This window comes from Pseudomonas allii, from assembly GCF_055380095.1.
Map to the genome: position 1 here is coordinate 6142332 of NZ_AP039450.1, position 18655 is coordinate 6160986.

Annotated in this window: 18 protein-coding genes; 7 read left to right on the forward strand and 11 right to left on the reverse strand. The window is 62.4% G+C overall.

All coding sequences use genetic code 11. From position 1 onward, the window contains the following. Positions 1-38: 38 nt before the first annotated feature. The 11 genes from ACZ445_RS28245 to pilG all read right to left on the reverse strand — a co-directional run bounded on the left by ACZ445_RS28245 (position 39) and on the right by pilG (position 12439). Positions 39-326, reverse strand: a complete 288-nt coding sequence (locus ACZ445_RS28245; protein ID WP_464707811.1) for a hypothetical protein — start codon at positions 324-326, stop codon at positions 39-41. Then, the gene (locus tag ACZ445_RS28250) at positions 289-918 is read right to left on the reverse strand and encodes a nucleotidyltransferase domain-containing protein (protein WP_464707812.1); all 630 of its coding nucleotides are present in this window, start codon (positions 916-918) and stop codon (positions 289-291) included. Before ACZ445_RS28250 ends, ACZ445_RS28245 begins: the two co-directional genes overlap by 38 nt. A 61-nt stretch (positions 919-979) precedes the next feature. Continuing rightward, positions 980-1219 carry a DUF6124 family protein gene (locus ACZ445_RS28255; RefSeq protein WP_058426572.1) on the reverse strand — a complete coding sequence of 80 codons (240 nt, stop codon included), beginning with the start codon at positions 1217-1219 and terminating at the stop codon, positions 980-982. A 330-nt stretch (positions 1220-1549) separates the two neighbouring features. Then, positions 1550-1969 (reverse strand): hypothetical protein, encoded by a 420-nt coding sequence (locus tag ACZ445_RS28260; protein ID WP_058426571.1) that lies wholly within the window; start codon positions 1967-1969, stop codon positions 1550-1552. Then, positions 1947-2330 (reverse strand): polymorphic toxin type 44 domain-containing protein, encoded by a 384-nt coding sequence (locus tag ACZ445_RS28265; RefSeq protein WP_081049329.1) that lies wholly within the window; start codon positions 2328-2330, stop codon positions 1947-1949. The genes ACZ445_RS28260 and ACZ445_RS28265 overlap by 23 nt, the downstream gene beginning before the upstream one ends. A gap of 284 nt (positions 2331-2614) precedes the next feature. Then, a complete protein-coding gene (locus ACZ445_RS28270) occupies positions 2615-3070 on the reverse strand; it encodes a chemotaxis protein CheW (RefSeq protein WP_058426570.1) in 456 nt (151 codons plus the stop codon). Further along, positions 3063-8867, reverse strand: coding sequence for an Hpt domain-containing protein (locus ACZ445_RS28275; protein WP_464707813.1), 5805 nt, complete (start codon positions 8865-8867; stop codon positions 3063-3065). The genes ACZ445_RS28270 and ACZ445_RS28275 overlap by 8 nt, the downstream gene beginning before the upstream one ends. Positions 8868-9034: 167 nt before the next feature. Further along, positions 9035-11086, reverse strand: a complete 2052-nt coding sequence (locus ACZ445_RS28280) for a methyl-accepting chemotaxis protein (protein ID WP_058426568.1) — start codon at positions 11084-11086, stop codon at positions 9035-9037. Beyond that, complete coding sequence (locus tag ACZ445_RS28285; protein ID WP_071494466.1) at positions 11083-11607, reverse strand: chemotaxis protein CheW; 525 nt, start codon at positions 11605-11607, stop codon at positions 11083-11085. The genes ACZ445_RS28280 and ACZ445_RS28285 overlap by 4 nt, the downstream gene beginning before the upstream one ends. A gap of 12 nt (positions 11608-11619) precedes the next feature. Next, on the reverse strand, positions 11620-11985 hold the full coding sequence (gene pilH / locus ACZ445_RS28290) for a twitching motility response regulator PilH (protein WP_016976047.1): 366 nt from the start codon (positions 11983-11985) through the stop codon (positions 11620-11622). A 46-nt stretch (positions 11986-12031) separates the two neighbouring features. Then, positions 12032-12439, reverse strand: coding sequence for a twitching motility response regulator PilG (gene pilG, locus ACZ445_RS28295; protein ID WP_464707815.1), 408 nt, complete (start codon positions 12437-12439; stop codon positions 12032-12034). 239 nt (positions 12440-12678) lie between these two features. On the opposite strand from pilG, the gene gshB reads away from it, so the two are divergent. From gshB to ACZ445_RS28330, 7 genes are all read left to right on the forward strand, one after another. Beyond that, positions 12679-13632, forward strand: coding sequence for a glutathione synthase (gshB, locus tag ACZ445_RS28300; protein WP_058426565.1), 954 nt, complete (start codon positions 12679-12681; stop codon positions 13630-13632). Between the two features lie 77 nt (positions 13633-13709). Further along, positions 13710-14615 (forward strand): energy transducer TonB, encoded by a 906-nt coding sequence (locus ACZ445_RS28305; RefSeq protein WP_464707817.1) that lies wholly within the window; start codon positions 13710-13712, stop codon positions 14613-14615. A 67-nt stretch (positions 14616-14682) separates the two neighbouring features. After that, the gene (locus ACZ445_RS28310; RefSeq protein ID WP_058426563.1) at positions 14683-15252 is read left to right on the forward strand and encodes a YqgE/AlgH family protein; all 570 of its coding nucleotides are present in this window, start codon (positions 14683-14685) and stop codon (positions 15250-15252) included. Further along, positions 15252-15689, forward strand: a complete 438-nt coding sequence (gene ruvX / locus ACZ445_RS28315) for a Holliday junction resolvase RuvX (RefSeq protein ID WP_003195067.1) — start codon at positions 15252-15254, stop codon at positions 15687-15689. The genes ACZ445_RS28310 and ruvX overlap by 1 nt, the downstream gene beginning before the upstream one ends. A gap of 73 nt (positions 15690-15762) precedes the next feature. Next, on the forward strand, positions 15763-16269 hold the full coding sequence (pyrR, locus tag ACZ445_RS28320; protein ID WP_058426562.1) for a bifunctional pyr operon transcriptional regulator/uracil phosphoribosyltransferase PyrR: 507 nt from the start codon (positions 15763-15765) through the stop codon (positions 16267-16269). A 24-nt stretch (positions 16270-16293) separates the two neighbouring features. Further along, complete coding sequence (locus ACZ445_RS28325; RefSeq protein ID WP_058426561.1) at positions 16294-17298, forward strand: aspartate carbamoyltransferase catalytic subunit; 1005 nt, start codon at positions 16294-16296, stop codon at positions 17296-17298. Beyond that, on the forward strand, positions 17295-18566 hold the full coding sequence (locus ACZ445_RS28330; RefSeq protein ID WP_058426560.1) for a dihydroorotase: 1272 nt from the start codon (positions 17295-17297) through the stop codon (positions 18564-18566). Before ACZ445_RS28325 ends, ACZ445_RS28330 begins: the two co-directional genes overlap by 4 nt. Positions 18567-18655: the final 89 nt, after the last annotated feature.

An 18655-nucleotide genomic window follows, 5' to 3' on the forward strand; every position in this document is an offset into this window, starting at 1 on the left:
CAATTCACCAGGACGCCTCTCCTACATTTTTGATCGAGTCATGCCCACTGATAGCCAGCCAACAGGCCCTCCACGTTTCCCCGCAACGTGGTCGTGCTGTCAATCAACTGGGCTAAGAGCGGCTCGTCCTCATCCATATACCCTTCGTACTCCGCCAGGTTCCGACGCTCATGACACAGCGCCAACAACCTCACCTGCACCTTGCCGGCATCCCTCAGCCGATCCCTGGCTGAACGCATCAGCCCATCACACTCTTTGCGATCCGGCGGCTCAGCCTTCAAACCGCCGCTACGTTGCAGATTCTCCAGGTTTACCTTGCTGTCCATCCGTGGATTCCAGAGGGTTGCCCCCAATCAGATTGATCTTGTCCTGCTGCACGACCCGCTGCACAAAACTGTTCCCGGCATTCCATTTGCCGATCCAGTCTTCAGGGGTGTAAAGCGTCGGGTTGATGGTGCGGCCCAGCTGCTCTTCCAGCGGCATGAGCTGCTCCATGACTTCACTGTAGTTGAGGCTTTCGCCGATCAACATGAGATCTATGTCACTGGATGAGTGCGCTTCGCCCTTGGCGATGGAACCGTAGACAAAGGCCCAGGTTATCTGCTCGGCGAAAGGTGCCAGTGCATTACGCAAGGGCTCGTCCAGGCTCAGGGTCTTGCGCACGATGGCTAACAATTCCGAGTAGATCGGGCATTGAGGATTGGCTTGGTAATGGGTCTGGTTGCCCTGGCGCGTCATACTCAAGATGCCTGCCAACTGCAACCGTTCAAGCTCACGGGTGAGACTGCCTTTGCCCACTTGGGCCCAGCGTGCAATTTCATTGGTGAAGAAGCTTTGGTCGGGCTTGCCGAAAAGCAGGCCCAGCACTTTTTGCTGGGTGACAGTGAAGAGCGCAGTGCTGAGCGGCAAGGTGTGCATGGCAGCGGCCAAAGAGTCCCAAAAAGGGAACGATAGGTCCCTTTTTGGGAACGATCAAGTTTTAAGCGACTGGAGAAGGGGAAATCTGTTCCAGGGCACGATCCACCAGCAACTGCCCCAGCTCCGCCATCTGCTGGATGCCGAGCATGATTGCGCGCTGGGAGGTGTCCAGGTCGAAGGCGAGGTTGCAGGTGAGTGCGTTGAGGGAGGACAGGGTTTCGCTGGCGTTGACCAGCAGGGTTTCGGTGTCTTGGTGAGGGTTTACGGTGAAGAGGGGCGGATTGGGGATAGGTTTGATCATGATCTACAGCTCCGATATGTGATGGAGACTGCCCTCTTCCGCTTGCACGCGAATAAAGGTGGCAGCTGTGCGCAGGTGTGCAAGACCGGGCATATCGGACCCCGGCAGACCCCGAGGGATCTCCCACGCACAGCCGCCATAACGAGTACAGCAGGCATAAAAAACGCCCGTTGAATGGCTATGGGCGTTTGTGCGCCGACATGTAACCGGACTTGCACGTCCGTGTCACCGTTTTTTGCGATGACGGGACGAAGACTAGGCGCGCTGTCCGCGCCCGACAAGTTCATGCACAGCCCAAAATCTTGCAGGAAAAATCCGAAGCCCAGTCCATCACAGCCCCATCACCACCTTGATCGGGCCAAGACCTTCGAGGGCATAGCTGTTGTACTCGTACACTCGCCCCTGAATATCCAATGTAAGCACGCCCTCATGCTCACTCACTTGAACATTGGGTTCCTTGGTTTTCAGAAAAGGATGCGCCGACACCAATGTGGTGAGTATTTCCCGATCGTTACTCAAGTTCCTATGCACGTAGTAGCGGTATGAAAAGCCCACCGTCGCACCGCCTTGGCCATCCCGCGCGCCATAGATCGAGGAGCCGTTGCCCAAAGAATGCTTCAACACCACTTCGTCCAAATCCGGTGTTCCGGGTGATAGTAACCAACTGCCTGCGATATAAATCAGGCAGCCCACCAGCAGGCAGTTACGCAGGATCGGTATGAGGCCTTCAGTAGCCTTGTGAAATCGCATACTCGATACCTCTCCTTATCCAATATTGATCTCGCGGGTCATCACCAAAAGGATCATCTCCCCACCATGAGCCAAAATCCGGCAGGGTGGTTTTGGCGATGGTTTGAGCAACTCCTGCAGCCCGCAGTAACACATGATCGGGAATGCCTAACACCGTGCCCGTGGCACCGTAATTGAAATTACCAAAAGCCTCGTATTGACGCCCTTGCTTCTTGTAGTTCCACGGCCCTGCAGCTCTGACCTGCGAATAAAACCAAGAATAGGCAAACGCCGAACCCGGCCTGAGATGGATGCGCTTGCACTTGGCAATCGCCATATTTTCAAACATTGAAACACCGGGAGGCATTAACGGCACAGCCATTTGCGTGTCCTTACTGGCAAAGGGAAGCGCCGAACCTAGCATCCCACTCAGGCCAGAAAACCGGCCCAATCCAGTTAAAGAAATTACTTACACAAATAACATTCAGTTCCGACATTTTTGGGCGGCTTGGGTCGCGACGGCCTGTCAAACACAGAGGATCAAATGTAAGACAGGGCTTGCCCCCGATTGCGGTGGGTCAGGTATAGAAGTATCAACTGACAGTCAGCCATCGGGGGCAAGCCCCCTCCCACATTTTGATATTCACTGGGATTGAGAATGAGGGCTCAGGCCAGGCCGGACTCTACCAGCAGTGCCTCCAGCCCAAGCAAATCCGGCACCTTCGCCACATGCTCGCCCACCTGCACCGCCGCCAGTTCCAGCGGGCACAGCGGCACGTCCACGTAACTCAACTCGCTATCGAGCTTGTACGACCGTGGAATGCCCTGGATCACCAGCGCAATAAACTTCAACGTCGGCCGCCCACCCAACGCATTCAACACCACGATGCGCGAGCGTTCGCCGGTCACACTCGCTTCGCCGCACACCGCTTCGAAGCTGATCAGCGGGATTTGCCGATCACGCCAGGTCACTTGCCGCAGGTACCACGGCGGAGCATCGCTGGCCGGTTCGCCGCGCTGGAAGTCGATAAGCTCGGCGATGGCCACGTTGGGCAGCACCAGGTGGCGGTCGGCCAGGGGCAGCAGCAGGCCGGTGAGTTGGCTGGTGCGGTGGTCAAGCATGGGACTTGCTCCAGTAGGCGATGCTTTCGAGCAGCACCGATTCCTGGTACGGCTTGCCCAGGTAGTCGTTGACGCCGATGGCCATGGCGCGGTCGCGGTGTTTCTGGCCGGTGCGCGAGGTGATCATGATGATCGGCAGGCGCATCAGCCGGGGGTCGTTGCGCACCTGGGTCGCCACTTCGAAGCCGTCCATGCGCGGCATTTCGATGTCGAGCAACATCAGGTCCGGGGTGTGTTCTTCCAGCACTGCCAGCGCGTCGATGCCGTCCTTGGCGGTGAGCACGTTCATGCCGTTGCGCTCCAGCAAGCGGCTGGTGACTTTGCGCACGGTGACCGAGTCGTCCACCACCAGCACCAGCAACGGGCGCTTTTTCAGGGGGTCGTTGAGGATCAGTGGCGCATCCACCGACCGAGCCGGCAATGCCGGCTGCCGGGCACGGATATGCGCCAGCAAGTCGATGATCAACACCACACGTCCATCGCCCAGGATCGTCGCGCCGGACAAGCCCTGCACACCGGCAAACTGCGGCCCCAGGCCCTTGACCACGATCTCCCGCGTACCGGCCATGGCATCCACATGGATGGCCACATGCCGCTCATTGCACTGCACCAGCAGTACCGGCACCGGTTGATACTGGCCCAGCAGTTTCGGGCGGCTGACGCTGTGCAGCAGGTCGCCCAGGTAGAACAGCTCGTAGCGCTGGCCGGCGTATTCATAACACGGCGGATCTTGCTGGTAATGCCCGGCCAGTTCATGGGGCAGCACCCGCACCAGGCCTTCGATGGTGTTGAGCGGGATCGCGTATTGATCGTCCGCGCATTGGACCATCAGCGCCCGGTTGACCGACACGGTGAACGGCAAACGAATGCGGAAATGCACACCCTCGCCCGGGGTCGAGTCAATGACCATCGAGCCACCGAGCTGGCGCACTTCTTCATGCACCACGTCCATGCCCACGCCGCGCCCGGAAATCTGCGTGATCTTTTCAGCGGTGGAGAAGCCCGGCTGCAGGATGAACTGCAACACGTCGCGATCGCTCATCTCTTGATTGGGTGCGAGCAGGCCACGCTTGATCGCCTTGCGCCGCACGGCTTCCAACGGGACGCCGGCGCCGTCGTCGCGCATGTCGAAAACGATGTCGCCGCCTTCGTGGGTCAGGTCCAGGGTGATGCGGCCTTTCTCCGGCTTGCCGGCCAGCAGTCGCGCATCGCGGGACTCCAGGCCGTGGTCAACGGCATTGCGCAACATGTGCTCCAGCGGCGCCGCCATGCGCTCCAGCACGTTGCGGTCCATCTCGCCTTCGGCGTTGCCGACGATGAACTCCACGTCCTTGCCCAGCTCGCCCGCCACCTGGCGCACGATGCGCTTGAGGCGTGGCAGCATGCGTTCGAACGGCACCATGCGCGTACGCATCAGGCCTTCCTGCAACTCGGTATTGATACGCGCCTGTTGCTGCAGCAGGCCGTGGGCGTCCTCGTTGCGGCGCTCCAGGGTGTCCTTGAGGTCGAGCAGGTCGGAAGCGGATTCGGACAATGCGCGGGACAGTTGCTGCAACTGCGAATGGCGGTCCATCTCCAGCGGGTCGAACTCTTCGTAGCCCAGGCGCTCGGCCTCGGCCTGCTGGCGGCTGAGAATACGGCCCTGGGTTTCGGTGTCGAGACGCCGCAGTTGGTCACGCATGCGTTCGAGAGTGGTTTCCACTTCCGTAAGGGCGATGCGTGCGTCGTTGACCTGCTGCTCGATACGTCCACGGAAGATCGAAGTTTCACCGGCCAGGTTGACCAGATCATCCAGCAGCTCGGCGGAGATCTTCACCATGTCGGCAGCCGGATCCACCACGGCCTCCGCCTTGCCCGTCGGCAACGCCACCGGCGTCACTGGCTCCTGGCTGGGGTGCACCAGGCTTTTGATGCGTTCGATGAGCTTGTCCACCGAGCCGACCGGCAGGCCGTCCGCCACGGCGTCGATCATCTGTGCCAGGCGGTCGTGGCAACCTTGCAGCAACGCAAACAGCTCGGGCGACGGCGCGAGCAGGCCGGCAGACAGGCCTTCGTAGAGAAATTCCAGTTCGTGGGCCAGGTCGCCAATGGGCGCAATCTCGACCATGCGCGCGCCGCCCTTGAGGGTATGCAAGTCGCGCAGCAGGGTTTCCACCTCCTGGCGATTGCCGGGCTCGGCCTGCCAGCGCGACAGCGCCGCACTGGAACTGTCGAGAATGTCAGCCGCCTCTTCGAGGAAGATATCCAGCAGTTCAGGGTCCGCGCCCGACGCCGCTGGCGCAGCGGCCGGTGCGGCAGGCGCGTTGCCTTGGCGCAACGCCCGCACCTTGGCGATCAGCTCTGCGTTGTCACTCAAGGGTTGGTGATGCTGCAGCTCTTCAAGCTGCAAGGCGAGGCGCTCATGGCTGGCCATCAACACCTGGGACAATTCGGCGGAGTAACTGTAGCGACGGTCCACTAACCCTTCGTACAGGCATTCCAACTCATGGGCCAGGTCGCCAATCGGGCCGATCTCGGCCATGCGTGCACCGCCCTTGAGGGTGTGCAGGTCGCGCTGCAACGACGACAACGGCGCGGCGTTGTCAGGTTCCAGCAACCAGCGCTTGAGCGACTGGCCGGCGCTGTCGAGGATGTCCACGGCTTCTTCGAGAAATATCTCGACGATTTCGTCGTCCATCGTGATTTCGTGATCCAACTGCTGGGTGGCGGCGCCCAGTTCGGCAATGCTCAGCACTTGGCTGCCATCGCGTTTGATCAAGCCGGTGGCGGACGGGTCGAGGGCTTCATCGAGCAGCTCGCGCAAGGCCTCGACACGGGCCGGCGCCGGGCTGATTTCCTGGCCGGCGGCCAGTTGGTCGAGCATGCTGATCAGCGCTTCATGGGCCTGTTCGGCCTCGTGGAAAAACCGCTCGCTCACCGCCAGGCTGCTTTCTTCTACCGCCCCGTACAAATCCAGCAAGGCTTCGCAGAGTTCGTCGATGGCGTGCAGATCCGCGACGTGCGCGCCTTCGCCCAGAGTGGTCAGTTCATCCAGCAGCGCAGTCAACTCCTGGCGCTCGCCGGGATGCTGCTGCCAGCGGCGCAGCAGGCTCTCGGCGTCGAGCAGGATGTCCATGCCTTGGGCCAGGAAGTTGGCGATCAGCTGCGGATCGCGCTTGATGCGCACGTCGAGCAGCGCTTCAAGCTGCTGATCCAGCAGGCTTTGCGTGCGCTTGATCAGGTCCTCTGCACCGTTGATCGGAGCCAAGGGATCACTGTCCAGGTCGCGCAGCCCACGCTGGAACAGGCCTTCGGCTTCCAGCAGCAGCTCCACTTCATCCAGGTCCAGCGGCAGGCGGTGGGCCTTGTATTCGCGGGTCAGGTGGTCCAGCGGGCGCGCCAGTTCGGCGATGGGCAGCACGCCGGCCATGTAGGCGCTGCCCTTGAGGGTGTGCAAGGCACGTTGCAGCTCATCGCTGACTTGCAGCGGCACATGCTCGGCGGCCTGTTGCAGGAAGTGGTTGAGGCTGTCCAGGTGGCTCTGGGCTTCGTTGCGGAAGATCTCCAGCAACATCGGATCATGGGGTTCGGCGGCCGGCACAGATGTACCACTGGCCAAGGCGTGCGCGCGGGCGGCCAGGGCGTCGACTTCATCGCGTTGGCGCTGGTCGTCGATGGCAAAGTCAGCAATCAATTCCGGCAGCAGGGCCACCGCTTCATCCAGCACCTGCTGCACCTCGGGGCCGAGCACCACGCTGCGCTCCAGCACACGGTTGAGCAGGTTTTCCATGGCCCAGGCCAGCTCGGCCAGGACCAGGGCGCGCACCATGCGGCCGCTGCCCTTGAGGGTGTGGAAAGCGCGGCGCATTTCGCCCTGGGCGGTTTTGTCCGCGCAGTTGGGCAGGTAACGGTGCAGCACCTCGAGGACTTCGTCGGTCTCTTCGAGGAAGACTTCGCGCAGTTCGTCGTCGATGGGCTCCTCGTCGGCGGGCGGCGGCAGCAGGCTGCCGGGGCGTTGCAGGGCCGGCGGGTTGAGGCGCGACGTCGGACTGGCCAAGGCGTCGAATTGGGATTGGCTCGGCGCGAGTTCGGCCGGCAGTGCGCCATCCGGTGCAACCAGCGCCTGGCGCCAGGGTTTCTCGGCGGGCAGGTAACCCAGTGCCGCCAAACCCTGGGTCGCCAGCTCCAGCACACGCTCACCGGCCGCATCCGGGTCCTGCAGCATGCGTTCCAGGTAGTACTCCAGGCTGCTGATCACGTCGGCGAAATGCGCCAATTGCATCTCGGACGGCGGCGCGTCGTTGCCCATCAACTGTTCGTCGACGAAATTCGTGCACCCGCGCATCAGGCTTGCCGCACGGGGCAACGGGATCATCGCCAGGGCGCCACGCACTTGGCTCAGCAGCTCGGGCAGGGACTCCAGGCGCTGACGGTCCCAATCGGCTTCGATGCAGTCGATCACCAGTTCCTTGGCTTGCTTGAGGCACTGGCAGGATTCGCGGATCACCAACTGGTGGATCTGGGTCAGGTCGGTGGTGGGCAGGCGGCTTTCTTCGCGGCTCTCCGGCTCGACGGTGCCGACCATGCCGGCCAGTGTGGCTTCGACGTAGAGCAAGGCGCCGGCGACATCCATCAGTACCGGGTCGTTGGGCTCGCGTTGGCCCTGTGCCAGGCTCAGTACCACCGCGAGTTGATCGATAATGACCTTGCGCGGCTGGCCGAAACCCAGCACCGCCAGGGTGTCGGCGATCTGCCGCAGCGGTGCGAGCAGCGTATCCAGGTCGCTGGTGTGTTGACGGTCGCTGCGCACGAACAAGTCGAGGCGCTCCTTGACCCGTACCAGTTCTTCGCACAAGGCACCGAGTACCGAGCCCATGGCATTGCGGTCCGGTCCGGCCAGGCGCGCGCGTTCGGCGTCGACCACCGCGCTGTCGGGCAGGGCTTCATCCAGGCCGTAGCGTTCCTTGAGGCTTTGCATGCGCGGCGTCGGCCGAGTGACCTTGGCGACGTAAAACAACAGGCTCTTGAGCAGTTCATCAGGCGCCGGCTGGTTGATCCCGCCGATGCCCTGGGCCAGCAGTCGCTTGAGCTGTTTATCGCTGGCCTTGAGCAGGCTGCGCAAGGCCGGGCTGTTGGCGATCACACCGGTGAGCATGCCTTCGACCAACGCCGAGGTGACTTGCCACAGCGGTAACAACGGCGCGCCCTGGCACAAGGCTTCGAGGCGCGCGAACACCCGCGCCATGTCTTCCAGGTTGCTGGGGCCATGGTCTTCACGCAGCAACCCGGCCAAGGCCTGTTGCAGCAGTTGGTGCCACTGGCGCAGTTGCTCTTTCAGGTCGGGTACGGCGCGTTGGGCCAGGGCTTCGTCGGGCAACGGGGCGATCGTCAACAGTTGCGGACTGAACAGGCTGGTCTCCGACAGCAGGCTTTCGCCGCGCGCGCTGCGCAGGTCATTGAGCAATGGCAACACCACCAGCGGCAGGTCACGCCGGGCGCTGTGCACACGGTCCAGGTACAGCGGCAATTGGTTGAGGGCCTGTTGCAGCAGGCGGATGCTTTCGTCGCGCTGGCTCACGCGGTCGGCTTGCAGGGCCAGGGCCAGTGCTTCGATTTCTTCGGCCAGCAGGGCTGCGCCATAGAACTCGACTATTTGCAGCGCGCCGTGTACTTGGTGGATGCCAGCCAGACACTCGCTGATGGCATCGCTGTCGCTGGTTTCGACAAAGGCGTCCAGCGCCGAACGGGCCTGTTTCAGGGTTTCGGCAATGTCGCCCTTGACCCATTCGAGGGCCACGTAGTCGTGCCGATCAACCATAACTGCTCCGCTTAGAATTCATGGGTTGCTGGTGGTGCGAGATCTCAAGACAGATAGAGATCAAATGTGGGAGGGGGCTTGCTCCCGATGGCGGTGCATCAGTCAAAGATTGGGTGACTGACCCACTGCTATCGGGGGCAAGCCCCCTCCCACATTGGCGCTGCATTTCAATCATCGACCTGCTTCGGTGGCGGCAACGTGAACCCCGACACCGACCGGCGCAACTGACTGGCCATTTTCGCCAGGTTGCCGATGCTCTCGGCCGTGGCCGTGGAACCCGACGAGGTCTGGGTGGTGATCTGCTGGATCACGTTCATGGTCAGGGAGATCTGCCCCGCCGAACTCGTCTGCTGCTGCGCCGCGTTGGAGATGCTCTGGATCAGCGCTGCCAGGGTTTTCGACACGCCTTCGATCTCTTCCAGCGCCACCCCGGCGTCCTGGGCCAGGCGTGCGCCGCGCACCACTTCGGTGGTGGTCTGTTCCATGGAAATGACCGCTTCGTTGGTGTCGGCCTGGATCGCTCGCACCAGGGTTTCAATCTGCCGGGTCGCCGCCGACGAGCGCTCGGCCAGGCGCTGCACTTCATCGGCCACCACCGCAAAGCCGCGTCCGGCATCCCCGGCCATGCTCGCCTGGATCGCGGCGTTGAGGGCGAGGATGTTGGTCTGGTCGGCAATGTCGTCGATCAGGCTGACGATATCGCCAATTTCCTGGGACGACTCGCCCAGGCGTTTGATGCGCTTGGCGGTGTCCTGGATCTGTTCGCGAATGTTGTCCATGCCGTGGATGGTGTTGTGCACCACCTCGTTGCCCTTGTTGGCAATTTCCACCGAGCGCTCCGCCACCGCCGAGGACTCGGCAGCGTTGGCCGATACCTGGTCGATGGACTGAGCCATCTGGTTGATCGCCGTCGAGGCCTCGGCGATCTGCTGGGCCTGGTGCTCCGAGGCCTGGGCCAGGTGCATGGCAGTGGCCTGGGTGTCCTGCACCGCACCGGCGACTTGCCCGGCGGTGAGGTTGATGGTGGCAACCAGGTCGCGCAACTGGTCGACGGAATAGTTGATGGAGTCCGCGATGGTGCCGGTGAAGTCTTCGGTCACCGAGGCCGTCACGGTGAGGTCGCCGTCGGCCAGGTCTTCGATTTCATCCAGCAGGCGCATGATCGCGTTCTGGTTGCGCTCGTTCTTCTCGGCGGTTTCATGCAGTTGGCGGTTGGTCTCGCGCACCATCACCAGGCCGATCAGGATGATCGACGCCAGCGCCAGCAGGCCCAGCACATAGCCGCCGATGGTGTCGAAGCTGCGCCCACTGGCCAGGTTTTCGAAACCGGTGGCCAGGTGCGAAGCTTCATCGAGCAGGGTTTGCGACAGGTTGAAGATGTTGCTCGCCGAGGCACGCACCTGGAACAGTTGCGGCGAGGTTTCGAGGATTTCATCCACGGAGCCTGAGACAAACTCGAACAGCTCGGCGATTTCCGCCAGCCGCGCGCGGGCATCGCGGTCTTCGACCTGGGTAATGCGCAGGCCGGGGTTGCCCTGGAGCATGCCGTTGAGCACCTGGCCGAAACGGTTGGCATCGCGGCCAAAGGCGTCGGCGGCCTGCACGGCGGTTTCGTCGCCGGCCAGTACGGTGTTCACCGCCCCCAGGATACGCTCGGCCAGCAACGACTGGCGCTGGGCCAGGGCGACCTGGCTGGCCGGGGCACCGCGTTGCAGGAGGATGTCGACGACCTTTTCCGACTCCACCTGCAACTGCGGAACGGTTTCGGCCAGGGTCGCCGCGACCTGGTGCAAGGACAGCACGGTCTGTTCGCTGGCGAGGATCGCGTCGGTGTTTTTCAGCAGCGCTTCCCAGTCGGTCTGCACCGCACGCATTTCGGCGCGTACCGCACTGGGCGCAGCCGGCAGGCCAGTTTGCGGGTCACCTTTTTTCAGGTAGCCCCAGCGCTGGGCGAAGTCGTTGCGCGCATCGCCCAGCAATTTGAATGCAGCGGCCTTGCCGGCGGCGGCTTCGGTGGCGTTCTTGGCAATGCGCTGGGACAGCACGCGCAGCTCACCGGCGTGGCCGATGTACTGCTTGTCATAGGTGGACTGGGTGTTGAGGTACGCAAAGTTGGCGAACAGCAACATGATGAACACGATCAGTGCAATGAACAGCACGACGATCTGGGAACGGCTGCGCGACGCGGCCTGGGGTTTTGGCGGGGTAACGGTGGTCATGCGGCAACATCCATGAAGCCTGGGGCCTGGGCCAGGGCGAAGGGGCTGAAGACCTGCCATTGCTGGTCGCCATCGAACTGGCCCTGGATAAACGGCGCACCGGGAGCGGCACTCGCCAGCAGTGCGTCTTGTGCGAAATGCTGCATTCCCACCACCTCGTCCACCAGCAGCCCGACAAACAAATCGTTGAATTCCACTACCAATACACGCCGCTGTTTGCGTGCCTTGGACAGCTCAAGGCCGAGGAACCCGCCCAGGTCCATCACCGGCAACAAGCGCCCACGCAGGTTAGCCACACCCTTGACCCAGGCCTTGACCCCGGGCATCAGCGTGCAGCGCGGTTCATGCAGGACTTCGGCGACTTCGCCCATGGGCGCCACATACCAATGCTGCCCCAGGCGGAAACCAATCCCGCTCCAGCGTTGCAGGCGGGCTTCCTGGGACGGCAGGTCAGCGGCCAGCAGACGGCAACGTCGGTCGATGTCCAACAACAGCTCAAAGGCGGTTTGCGACTCGGTCATGATGGCGACCCGTCAGCCGGCCAGCACCTTGTTCAGGGTGGCGATCAGTGTTTCTTCATCCACCGGCTTGGTCAGGTAGTCCTTGGCGCCCTGGCGCGCGCCCCAGATCTTGTCGGTTTCCTGGTCCTTGGTGGTGATGATGATGATCGGGATGCCGTTGGTTTCCGGCTCCTTGGACAACTGGCGGGTGGCCTGGAAGCCATTGAGGCCCGGCATCACGATGTCCATCAGCACCGCATCGGGCAGTTCCTGACGAGCCAGGGCCACGCCATCCGCGCCGTTTTCGGCCTTGAGGACCTGGTGGCCATGCTTTTCCAGCATGCCGGTCAGTTTGTACATTTCGGTCGGCGAATCGTCGACGATCAGAACACGTGCCATGATTTTCCCCACTACATAGGTGGACGTCGGCCCTTGTGAGGCGGCGTCAGTGTGCTTGTTCTACTGCGGCGAACCCCGGCACGTAGGCCTTGATCGCGCCCAGCAGTTCTTCCTTGCTGAAAGGCTTGGTCAAAAACTGATCGACACCCACGATGCGCCCCTTGGCCTTGTCGAACAAGCCGTCCTTGGACGACAGCATGATCACCGGGATCGACTTGAACGCCGGGTTGTTCTTCACCAGCGCGCAGGTCTGATAGCCATCTAGGCGCGGCATCATGATGTCGATAAAAATAATGTGCGGGTGATGATCCACAATCCGGGCCAGGGCATCGAAACCGTCGATGGCCGTGATGACATCGCACCCCGTGTTCTTCAACAAAGTCTCGGCGGTGCGGCGGATCGTCTTCGAATCATCGATCACCATCACTCTCAAGGCGTTGGAATGCTGTTCCATATCTGCTCTGCCATCGCCACAGCGAATCGGTTTTCGGTGTGTACTGCCTGATGTTGCACAGGATGAGCGCCGCAAGCCTTGGAATTCAAGGGCTGCTGCACCGTGGCAGTCTTTTTAGCACAGTCTCCGGGCGCAATCTATCGAGCAACCGGCCGGGTGGTTTTTCCTTGACCCACAACAGCCACAGCGCCACTCTGACGCCACTTTTATGCGCCCTAATTTGCTAGAGGAAATCCCCCATGAACGTTCGCGTCGGCATTGTCATGGACCCTATCGCCAGCATTTCCTATAAAAAGGACAGCTCGCTGGCCATGCTCCTGGCCGCCCAGGCCCGCGGCTGGACCTTGTTCTATATGGAGCAGCGCGATCTTTACCAGGGCGACGGCGAGGCCCGCGCACGCATGCGTCCGCTGCAGGTGTTTGCCAACCCGGAGAAGTGGTTCGAGCTGCAAGACGAAGTCGACAGCCCGCTGAGCGATCTGGACGTGATCCTGATGCGCAAGGACCCGCCGTTCGACATGGAATTTGTCTACTCCACCTACCTGCTGGAGCAGGCCGAGCGCGCCGGCGTGCTGATCGTCAACAAGCCGCAGAGTCTGCGCGACTGCAACGAAAAGCTGTTCGCCACCCTGTTCCCGCAATGCACACCGCCGACCGTGGTCAGCCGCCGTGCCGACGTGCTGCGCGAGTTCGCTGCCAAGCACGGTGACGTGATCCTCAAGCCGCTGGACGGCATGGGCGGCACCTCGATCTTCCGCCACCGCGCCGGCGACCCGAACCTGTCGGTGATCCTGGAGACCCTGACCGCCCTGGGCACCCAGCAGATCATGGGCCAGGCCTACCTGCCGGCGATCAAGGATGGCGACAAGCGCATCCTGATGATCGACGGCGAGCCGGTGGATTACTGCCTGGCGCGCATCCCGGCCGCCGGCGAGACCCGTGGCAACCTGGCGGCCGGTGGTCGGGGTGAAGCCCGCCCTCTGTCGGACAAGGACCGTTGGATTGCCGCCCAGGTTGGCCCGACCCTGCGCGAAAAAGGCCTGCTGTTCGTGGGACTGGACGTCATCGGCGAGAACCTCACCGAAATCAACGTCACCAGCCCCACCTGCATTCGCGAGATCGACAACGCATTTGGCACGAACATCGGCGAAATGTTGATGGCCGCCATTGAGCGCAAGCTGCAAGCCAAGTGATATAGAACAGCCGGACACGCACCAACATTGCGCTATCATGCCCCACCTGTGAAACGCGCGATGTTGGTTTTTTTGTCATGACACTCCCGTCCGAACTTCCCCCCGAACTCTCCCACAGCGGCGTGCGCCCGGCTGATCGGCTCGGATTTACCCTGTTCCTGGCAGCGTTGATTCACTTGGCGCTGATCCTCGGCGTGGGTTTCACCATGGTCGAGCCCAAGCAAATCACCCAGACCCTGGAAATCACCCTCGCCACATTCAAGAGCGAAAAGAAGCCCGAAAAGGCCGACTTCCTCGCCCAGGACAACCAGCAAGGCAGCGGCACCCTCGACAAGAAAGCCGTGCCCAAGACCACCGAAGTCGCTCCGTTCCAGGACAACAAGGTCAACAAAGTCACCCCGCCACCGGCGCCCAAGCCGGAGATCAAGCAGGCTGCGCCCAAGCCCGCCGTGACCACCATCGCCCCCAAACCGCAGAAAGCCCCGGCCCAGCGCGAAAAAACCAAGACCGAACCGGTGCCCGAGCCCGTGAAACCGGCGCCCACCTTCGACAGCTCAACGCTGAGCGATGAAATTTCCAGCCTCGAAGCCGAACTGGCCAATGAACAGCAGCTGTACGCCAAGCGCCCGCGCATCTACCGGCTGAATGCCGCCTCGACCATGCGCGACAAAGGCGCCTGGTATAAAGACGAATGGCGCAAGAAGGTCGAGCGTATCGGCAATCTCAATTACCCGGAGGAAGCGCGACGCCAGCAGATTTATGGGAATTTGCGACTATTGGTGTCAATCAACCGCGACGGTACGTTGTATGAAGTGCAAGTGCTGGAGTCCTCCGGCCAGCCACTGCTGGACCAGGCCGCCCAGCGCATCGTGCGCCTGGCTGCGCCCTTTGCGCCGTTCAGCGGCGACTTAAACGACGTCGACCGCCTGGAAATCATCCGCACCTGGAAGTTTGCCAAGGGCGATCGGCTGTCGAGCAATTGATGACAATTACCAGCTGTGGCACATCACCAGCTTGTCAGTTCGCCCCTCCACCGCCACACTATCGAACATGAAAAACGTCAGCCCGACCTACCTCAAGCATCAATTCCTGATCGCCATGCCCCATATGGCCGACCCGAACTTTGCGCAGACCTTGACCTACATCGTCGAGCACACGGCCAAGGGTGCCATGGGGTTGGTGGTCAACCGCCCGCAAGCGCTGAACCTGGCGGATATCCTTGAGCAACTGCGCCCCGAAATCGACCCGCCAGGCCGTTGCCAGGGTGTGCCGATCTATATCGGTGGGCCGGTGCAGACCGATCGCGGCTTCGTGCTGCATCCCACTGGGCCGAAGTTCCAGGCCACGGTCGATCTGGACGGCGTATCGCTGTCCACCTCCCAGGACGTGTTGTTCGCCATCGCCGACGGCGTGGGGCCCGAGCAAAGCGTGATCACCCTTGGCTACGCGGGTTGGGAGGCCGGCCAATTGGAGGCCGAACTGGCCAGCAATGCCTGGCTGACCTGCCCGTTCGACGCCGACATCCTGTTCAACACCGCCAGCGAACTGCGCCTGGACGCTGCTGCGGCGACGCTGGGGATCAACCTCAACCTGCTGACCAGCCAGGCGGGACACGCCTGATGGCTTTGCGTCTGATCCTCGGGTTTGACTACGGCACCAAACAGATCGGCGTAGCGGTAGGCCAGGTGATCACCGGCCAGGCCCGTGAGCTGTGCACCTTGAAAGCCCAGAACGGCGTGCCGGACTGGAACCAGGTTGAAGCCCTCATCAAAGAGTGGAAGCCCGACGCGGTCGTGGTCGGCCTGCCCCTGAACATGGACGGCACCCCCAGCGACATGTGCCTGCGTGCCGAAAAATTCGCCCGCCGCCTCAATGGCCGCTACAACCTGCCCTTCTATACCCACGACGAACGCCTCACCACCTTTGAAGCCAAAGGCGAGCGACGCGACCGTGGCGGGCAGAAAGGCAGCTACCGCGACAACCCGGTAGACGCCATCGCCGCCGCCCTGCTGTTGCAGGGTTGGCTGGATGAAAACACCGCTTTATTTGAATCCTGACAGACGCGGCTTGCCGCGTCTTTTTACGTTTGAGCCCGGACCTTGCCTGCGCCAAGGTCCTGAAGGAGCCTGCATGAGCCTGCCGAACCCCGCCGAACTGATCAGCCAGATGGCCACCAGCCTCACGGCCCATCTGCAACACCGCAACATCAGCGAGCCGCGCTTCATCGGTATTCGCACCGGCGGTGTGTGGGTGGCCCAGGCGTTGTTGGAAGCACTGGGCAGCGATTCGCCCTTGGGCACCCTGGACGTCTCCTTTTACCGCGACGATTTCAGCCAGAACGGCCTGCACCCACAAGTGCGTCCGTCGGCCCTGCCTTTCGAGATCGAAGGCCAGCACCTGGTGCTGATCGACGACGTGCTGATGAGCGGTCGCACCATCCGTGCCGCCATGAACGAACTGTTCGACTATGGCCGCCCGGCCAGCGTGACCCTGGTGTGCCTGCTGGACCTGGACGCCGGCGAATTGCCGATCAGCCCGGATGTGGTCGGCGCCACCCTGTCGCTAGAAGCCCATCAACGGGTAAAATTGCTCGGTCCCACGCCGCTCGTACTCGAACTGCAAGACCTCGCCCTTTAAACCGCCTTGTAAAGAGTCCCCGCGATGACGCCTCTAGATGCCAAGCGCCCGCTGCAGCTCAATGCTCAGGGCCAGTTGCGACACTTCTTGTCGCTCGACGGTTTGCCCCGCGAACTGCTCACCGAAATCCTCGACACGGCCGACTCGTTCCTCGAAGTCGGTGGCCGGGCGGTGAAGAAGGTCCCGCTGTTGCGCGGCAAAACCATCTGCAACGTGTTCTTCGAGAACTCCACCCGCACCCGCACCACCTTTGAACTGGCCGCCCAGCGGCTGTCGGCCGATGTGATCACCCTGAACGTGTCCACCTCGTCGGCAAGCAAGGGCGAGACCCTGCTCGACACCCTGCGCAACCTGGAAGCGATGGCCGCCGACATGTTCGTGGTACGCCACGGCGACTCCGGCGCCGCGCACTTCATCGCCGAACACGTGTGCCCGCAGGTGGCGATCATCAACGGCGGTGACGGCCGCCACGCCCACCCGACCCAGGGCATGCTCGACATGCTCACCATTCGTCGGCACAAAGGCAGCTTTGAGAATCTCTCGGTGGCCATCGTCGGCGACATCCTGCATTCGCGGGTCGCGCGCTCGAACATGCTGGCCCTCAAAGCCCTGGGTTGCCCGGATATCCGTGTGATCGCACCGAAAACCCTGCTGCCCATCGGTATCGAACAGTACGGCGTAAAGGTCTACACCGACATGGCCGCAGGCCTCAAGGACGTGGACGTGGTGATCATGCTGCGCCTGCAACGCGAGCGCATGGCCGGTGGCCTGCTACCGAGCGAAGGCGAGTTCTACCGCCTGTTCGGCCTGACCACCGCACGCCTGGCCGGCGCCAAGCCGGATGCCATCGTGATGCACCCGGGCCCGATCAACCGTGGCGTGGAGATTGAGTCGGCGGTGGCCGACGGTCCGCAGTCGGTGATCCTCAACCAAGTGACCTACGGCATCGCCGTACGCATGGCCGTGCTGTCCATGGCCATGAGCGGGCAAACCGCGCAACGTCAATTCGAGCAGGAGAACGCCCAGTGAAGCTCAGCATCCTCGGCGCCCGTGTCATCGATCCGGCCAGTGGCCTGGATCAAGTTACCGACCTTCACCTTGAAGCCGGCAAGCTCATCGCCCTTGGCGCCGCGCCCGCAGGCTTCAGCGCCAGCGAGACCATCGACGCCAAAGGCCTGGTAGCCGCGCCTGGCCTGGTCGACCTGAACGTCGCCCTGCGTGAGCCGGGTTACAGCCGCAAGGGCAATATCACCAGCGAAACCCGCGCCGCCGCCGCCGGTGGAGTGACCAGCCTGTGCTGCCCACCGCACACCAAGCCGGTGCTGGACACCTCGGCCGTGACCGAGTTGATCCTCGACCGCGCCCGTGAAGCCGGCAACTGCAAAGTGTTCCCTATCGGCGCACTGAGCAAGGGCCTGGAAGGCGAACAACTCGCCGAGCTGATCGCCCTGCGCGACGCCGGTTGCGTAGCCTTTGGCAATGGCCTGGAAAGCTTTCGCAGCACCCGCACGCTGTTACGTGCCCTGGAATACGCGGCCACTTTCGACCTGACGGTAATCTTCCATTCCCAGGACCGCGACCTGGCCGAAGGCGGCCTGGCCCATGAAGGCGCCGTGGCCAGCTTCCTCGGCCTGCCGGGCATCCCTGAAACCGCCGAGACCGTGGCCCTGGCCCGTGACCTGCTGCTGGTGGAACAAAGCGGCGTGCGCGCGCACTTCAGCCAGCTGACCAGCGCGCGGGGCGTCGCCCTGATCGCCCAGGCCCAGGCCCGTGGCTTACCGGTGACAGCGGATGTGGCGCTGTATCAGCTGATTCTGACGGACGAAGCGCTGATCGACTTCTCCAGCCTCTACCACGTGCAGCCGCCCCTGCGCACCCTGGCTGACCGCGACGGTTTGCGCGCAGCGGTGAAATCCGGTGTGGTTTCGGCGATTTCCAGCCATCACCAGCCCCATGAACGGGATGCCAAGCTGGCACCGTTTGGCGCGACAGAGCCGGGTATCAGCAGTGTCGAACTGTTGCTGCCGTTGGCGATGACGTTGGTAGAGGATGGGTTGCTGGACTTGCAGACATTGTTGGCACGCCTGAGCAGCGGCCCGGCCGAGGCCCTGCGCCTGCCGGCGGGCAAGTTGGCGGTGGGTTCGGCGGCGGATCTGGTGCTGTTCGACCCGGCCAGCTCCACGGTTGCCGGGGAGCAGTGGCTGTCCAGAGGTGAAAACTGCCCGTTCATCGGCCATAGCCTGCCGGCGACGGTGCGTTACACCCTGGTGGATGGACGTATCACCTACCAGGCCTGAAAAATCCCACATCTAATGTGGGCATGATCAATGTGGGAGGGGGCTTGCCCCCGATTGCAGTGGGTCAGCTACAGATAAGCTGACTGATC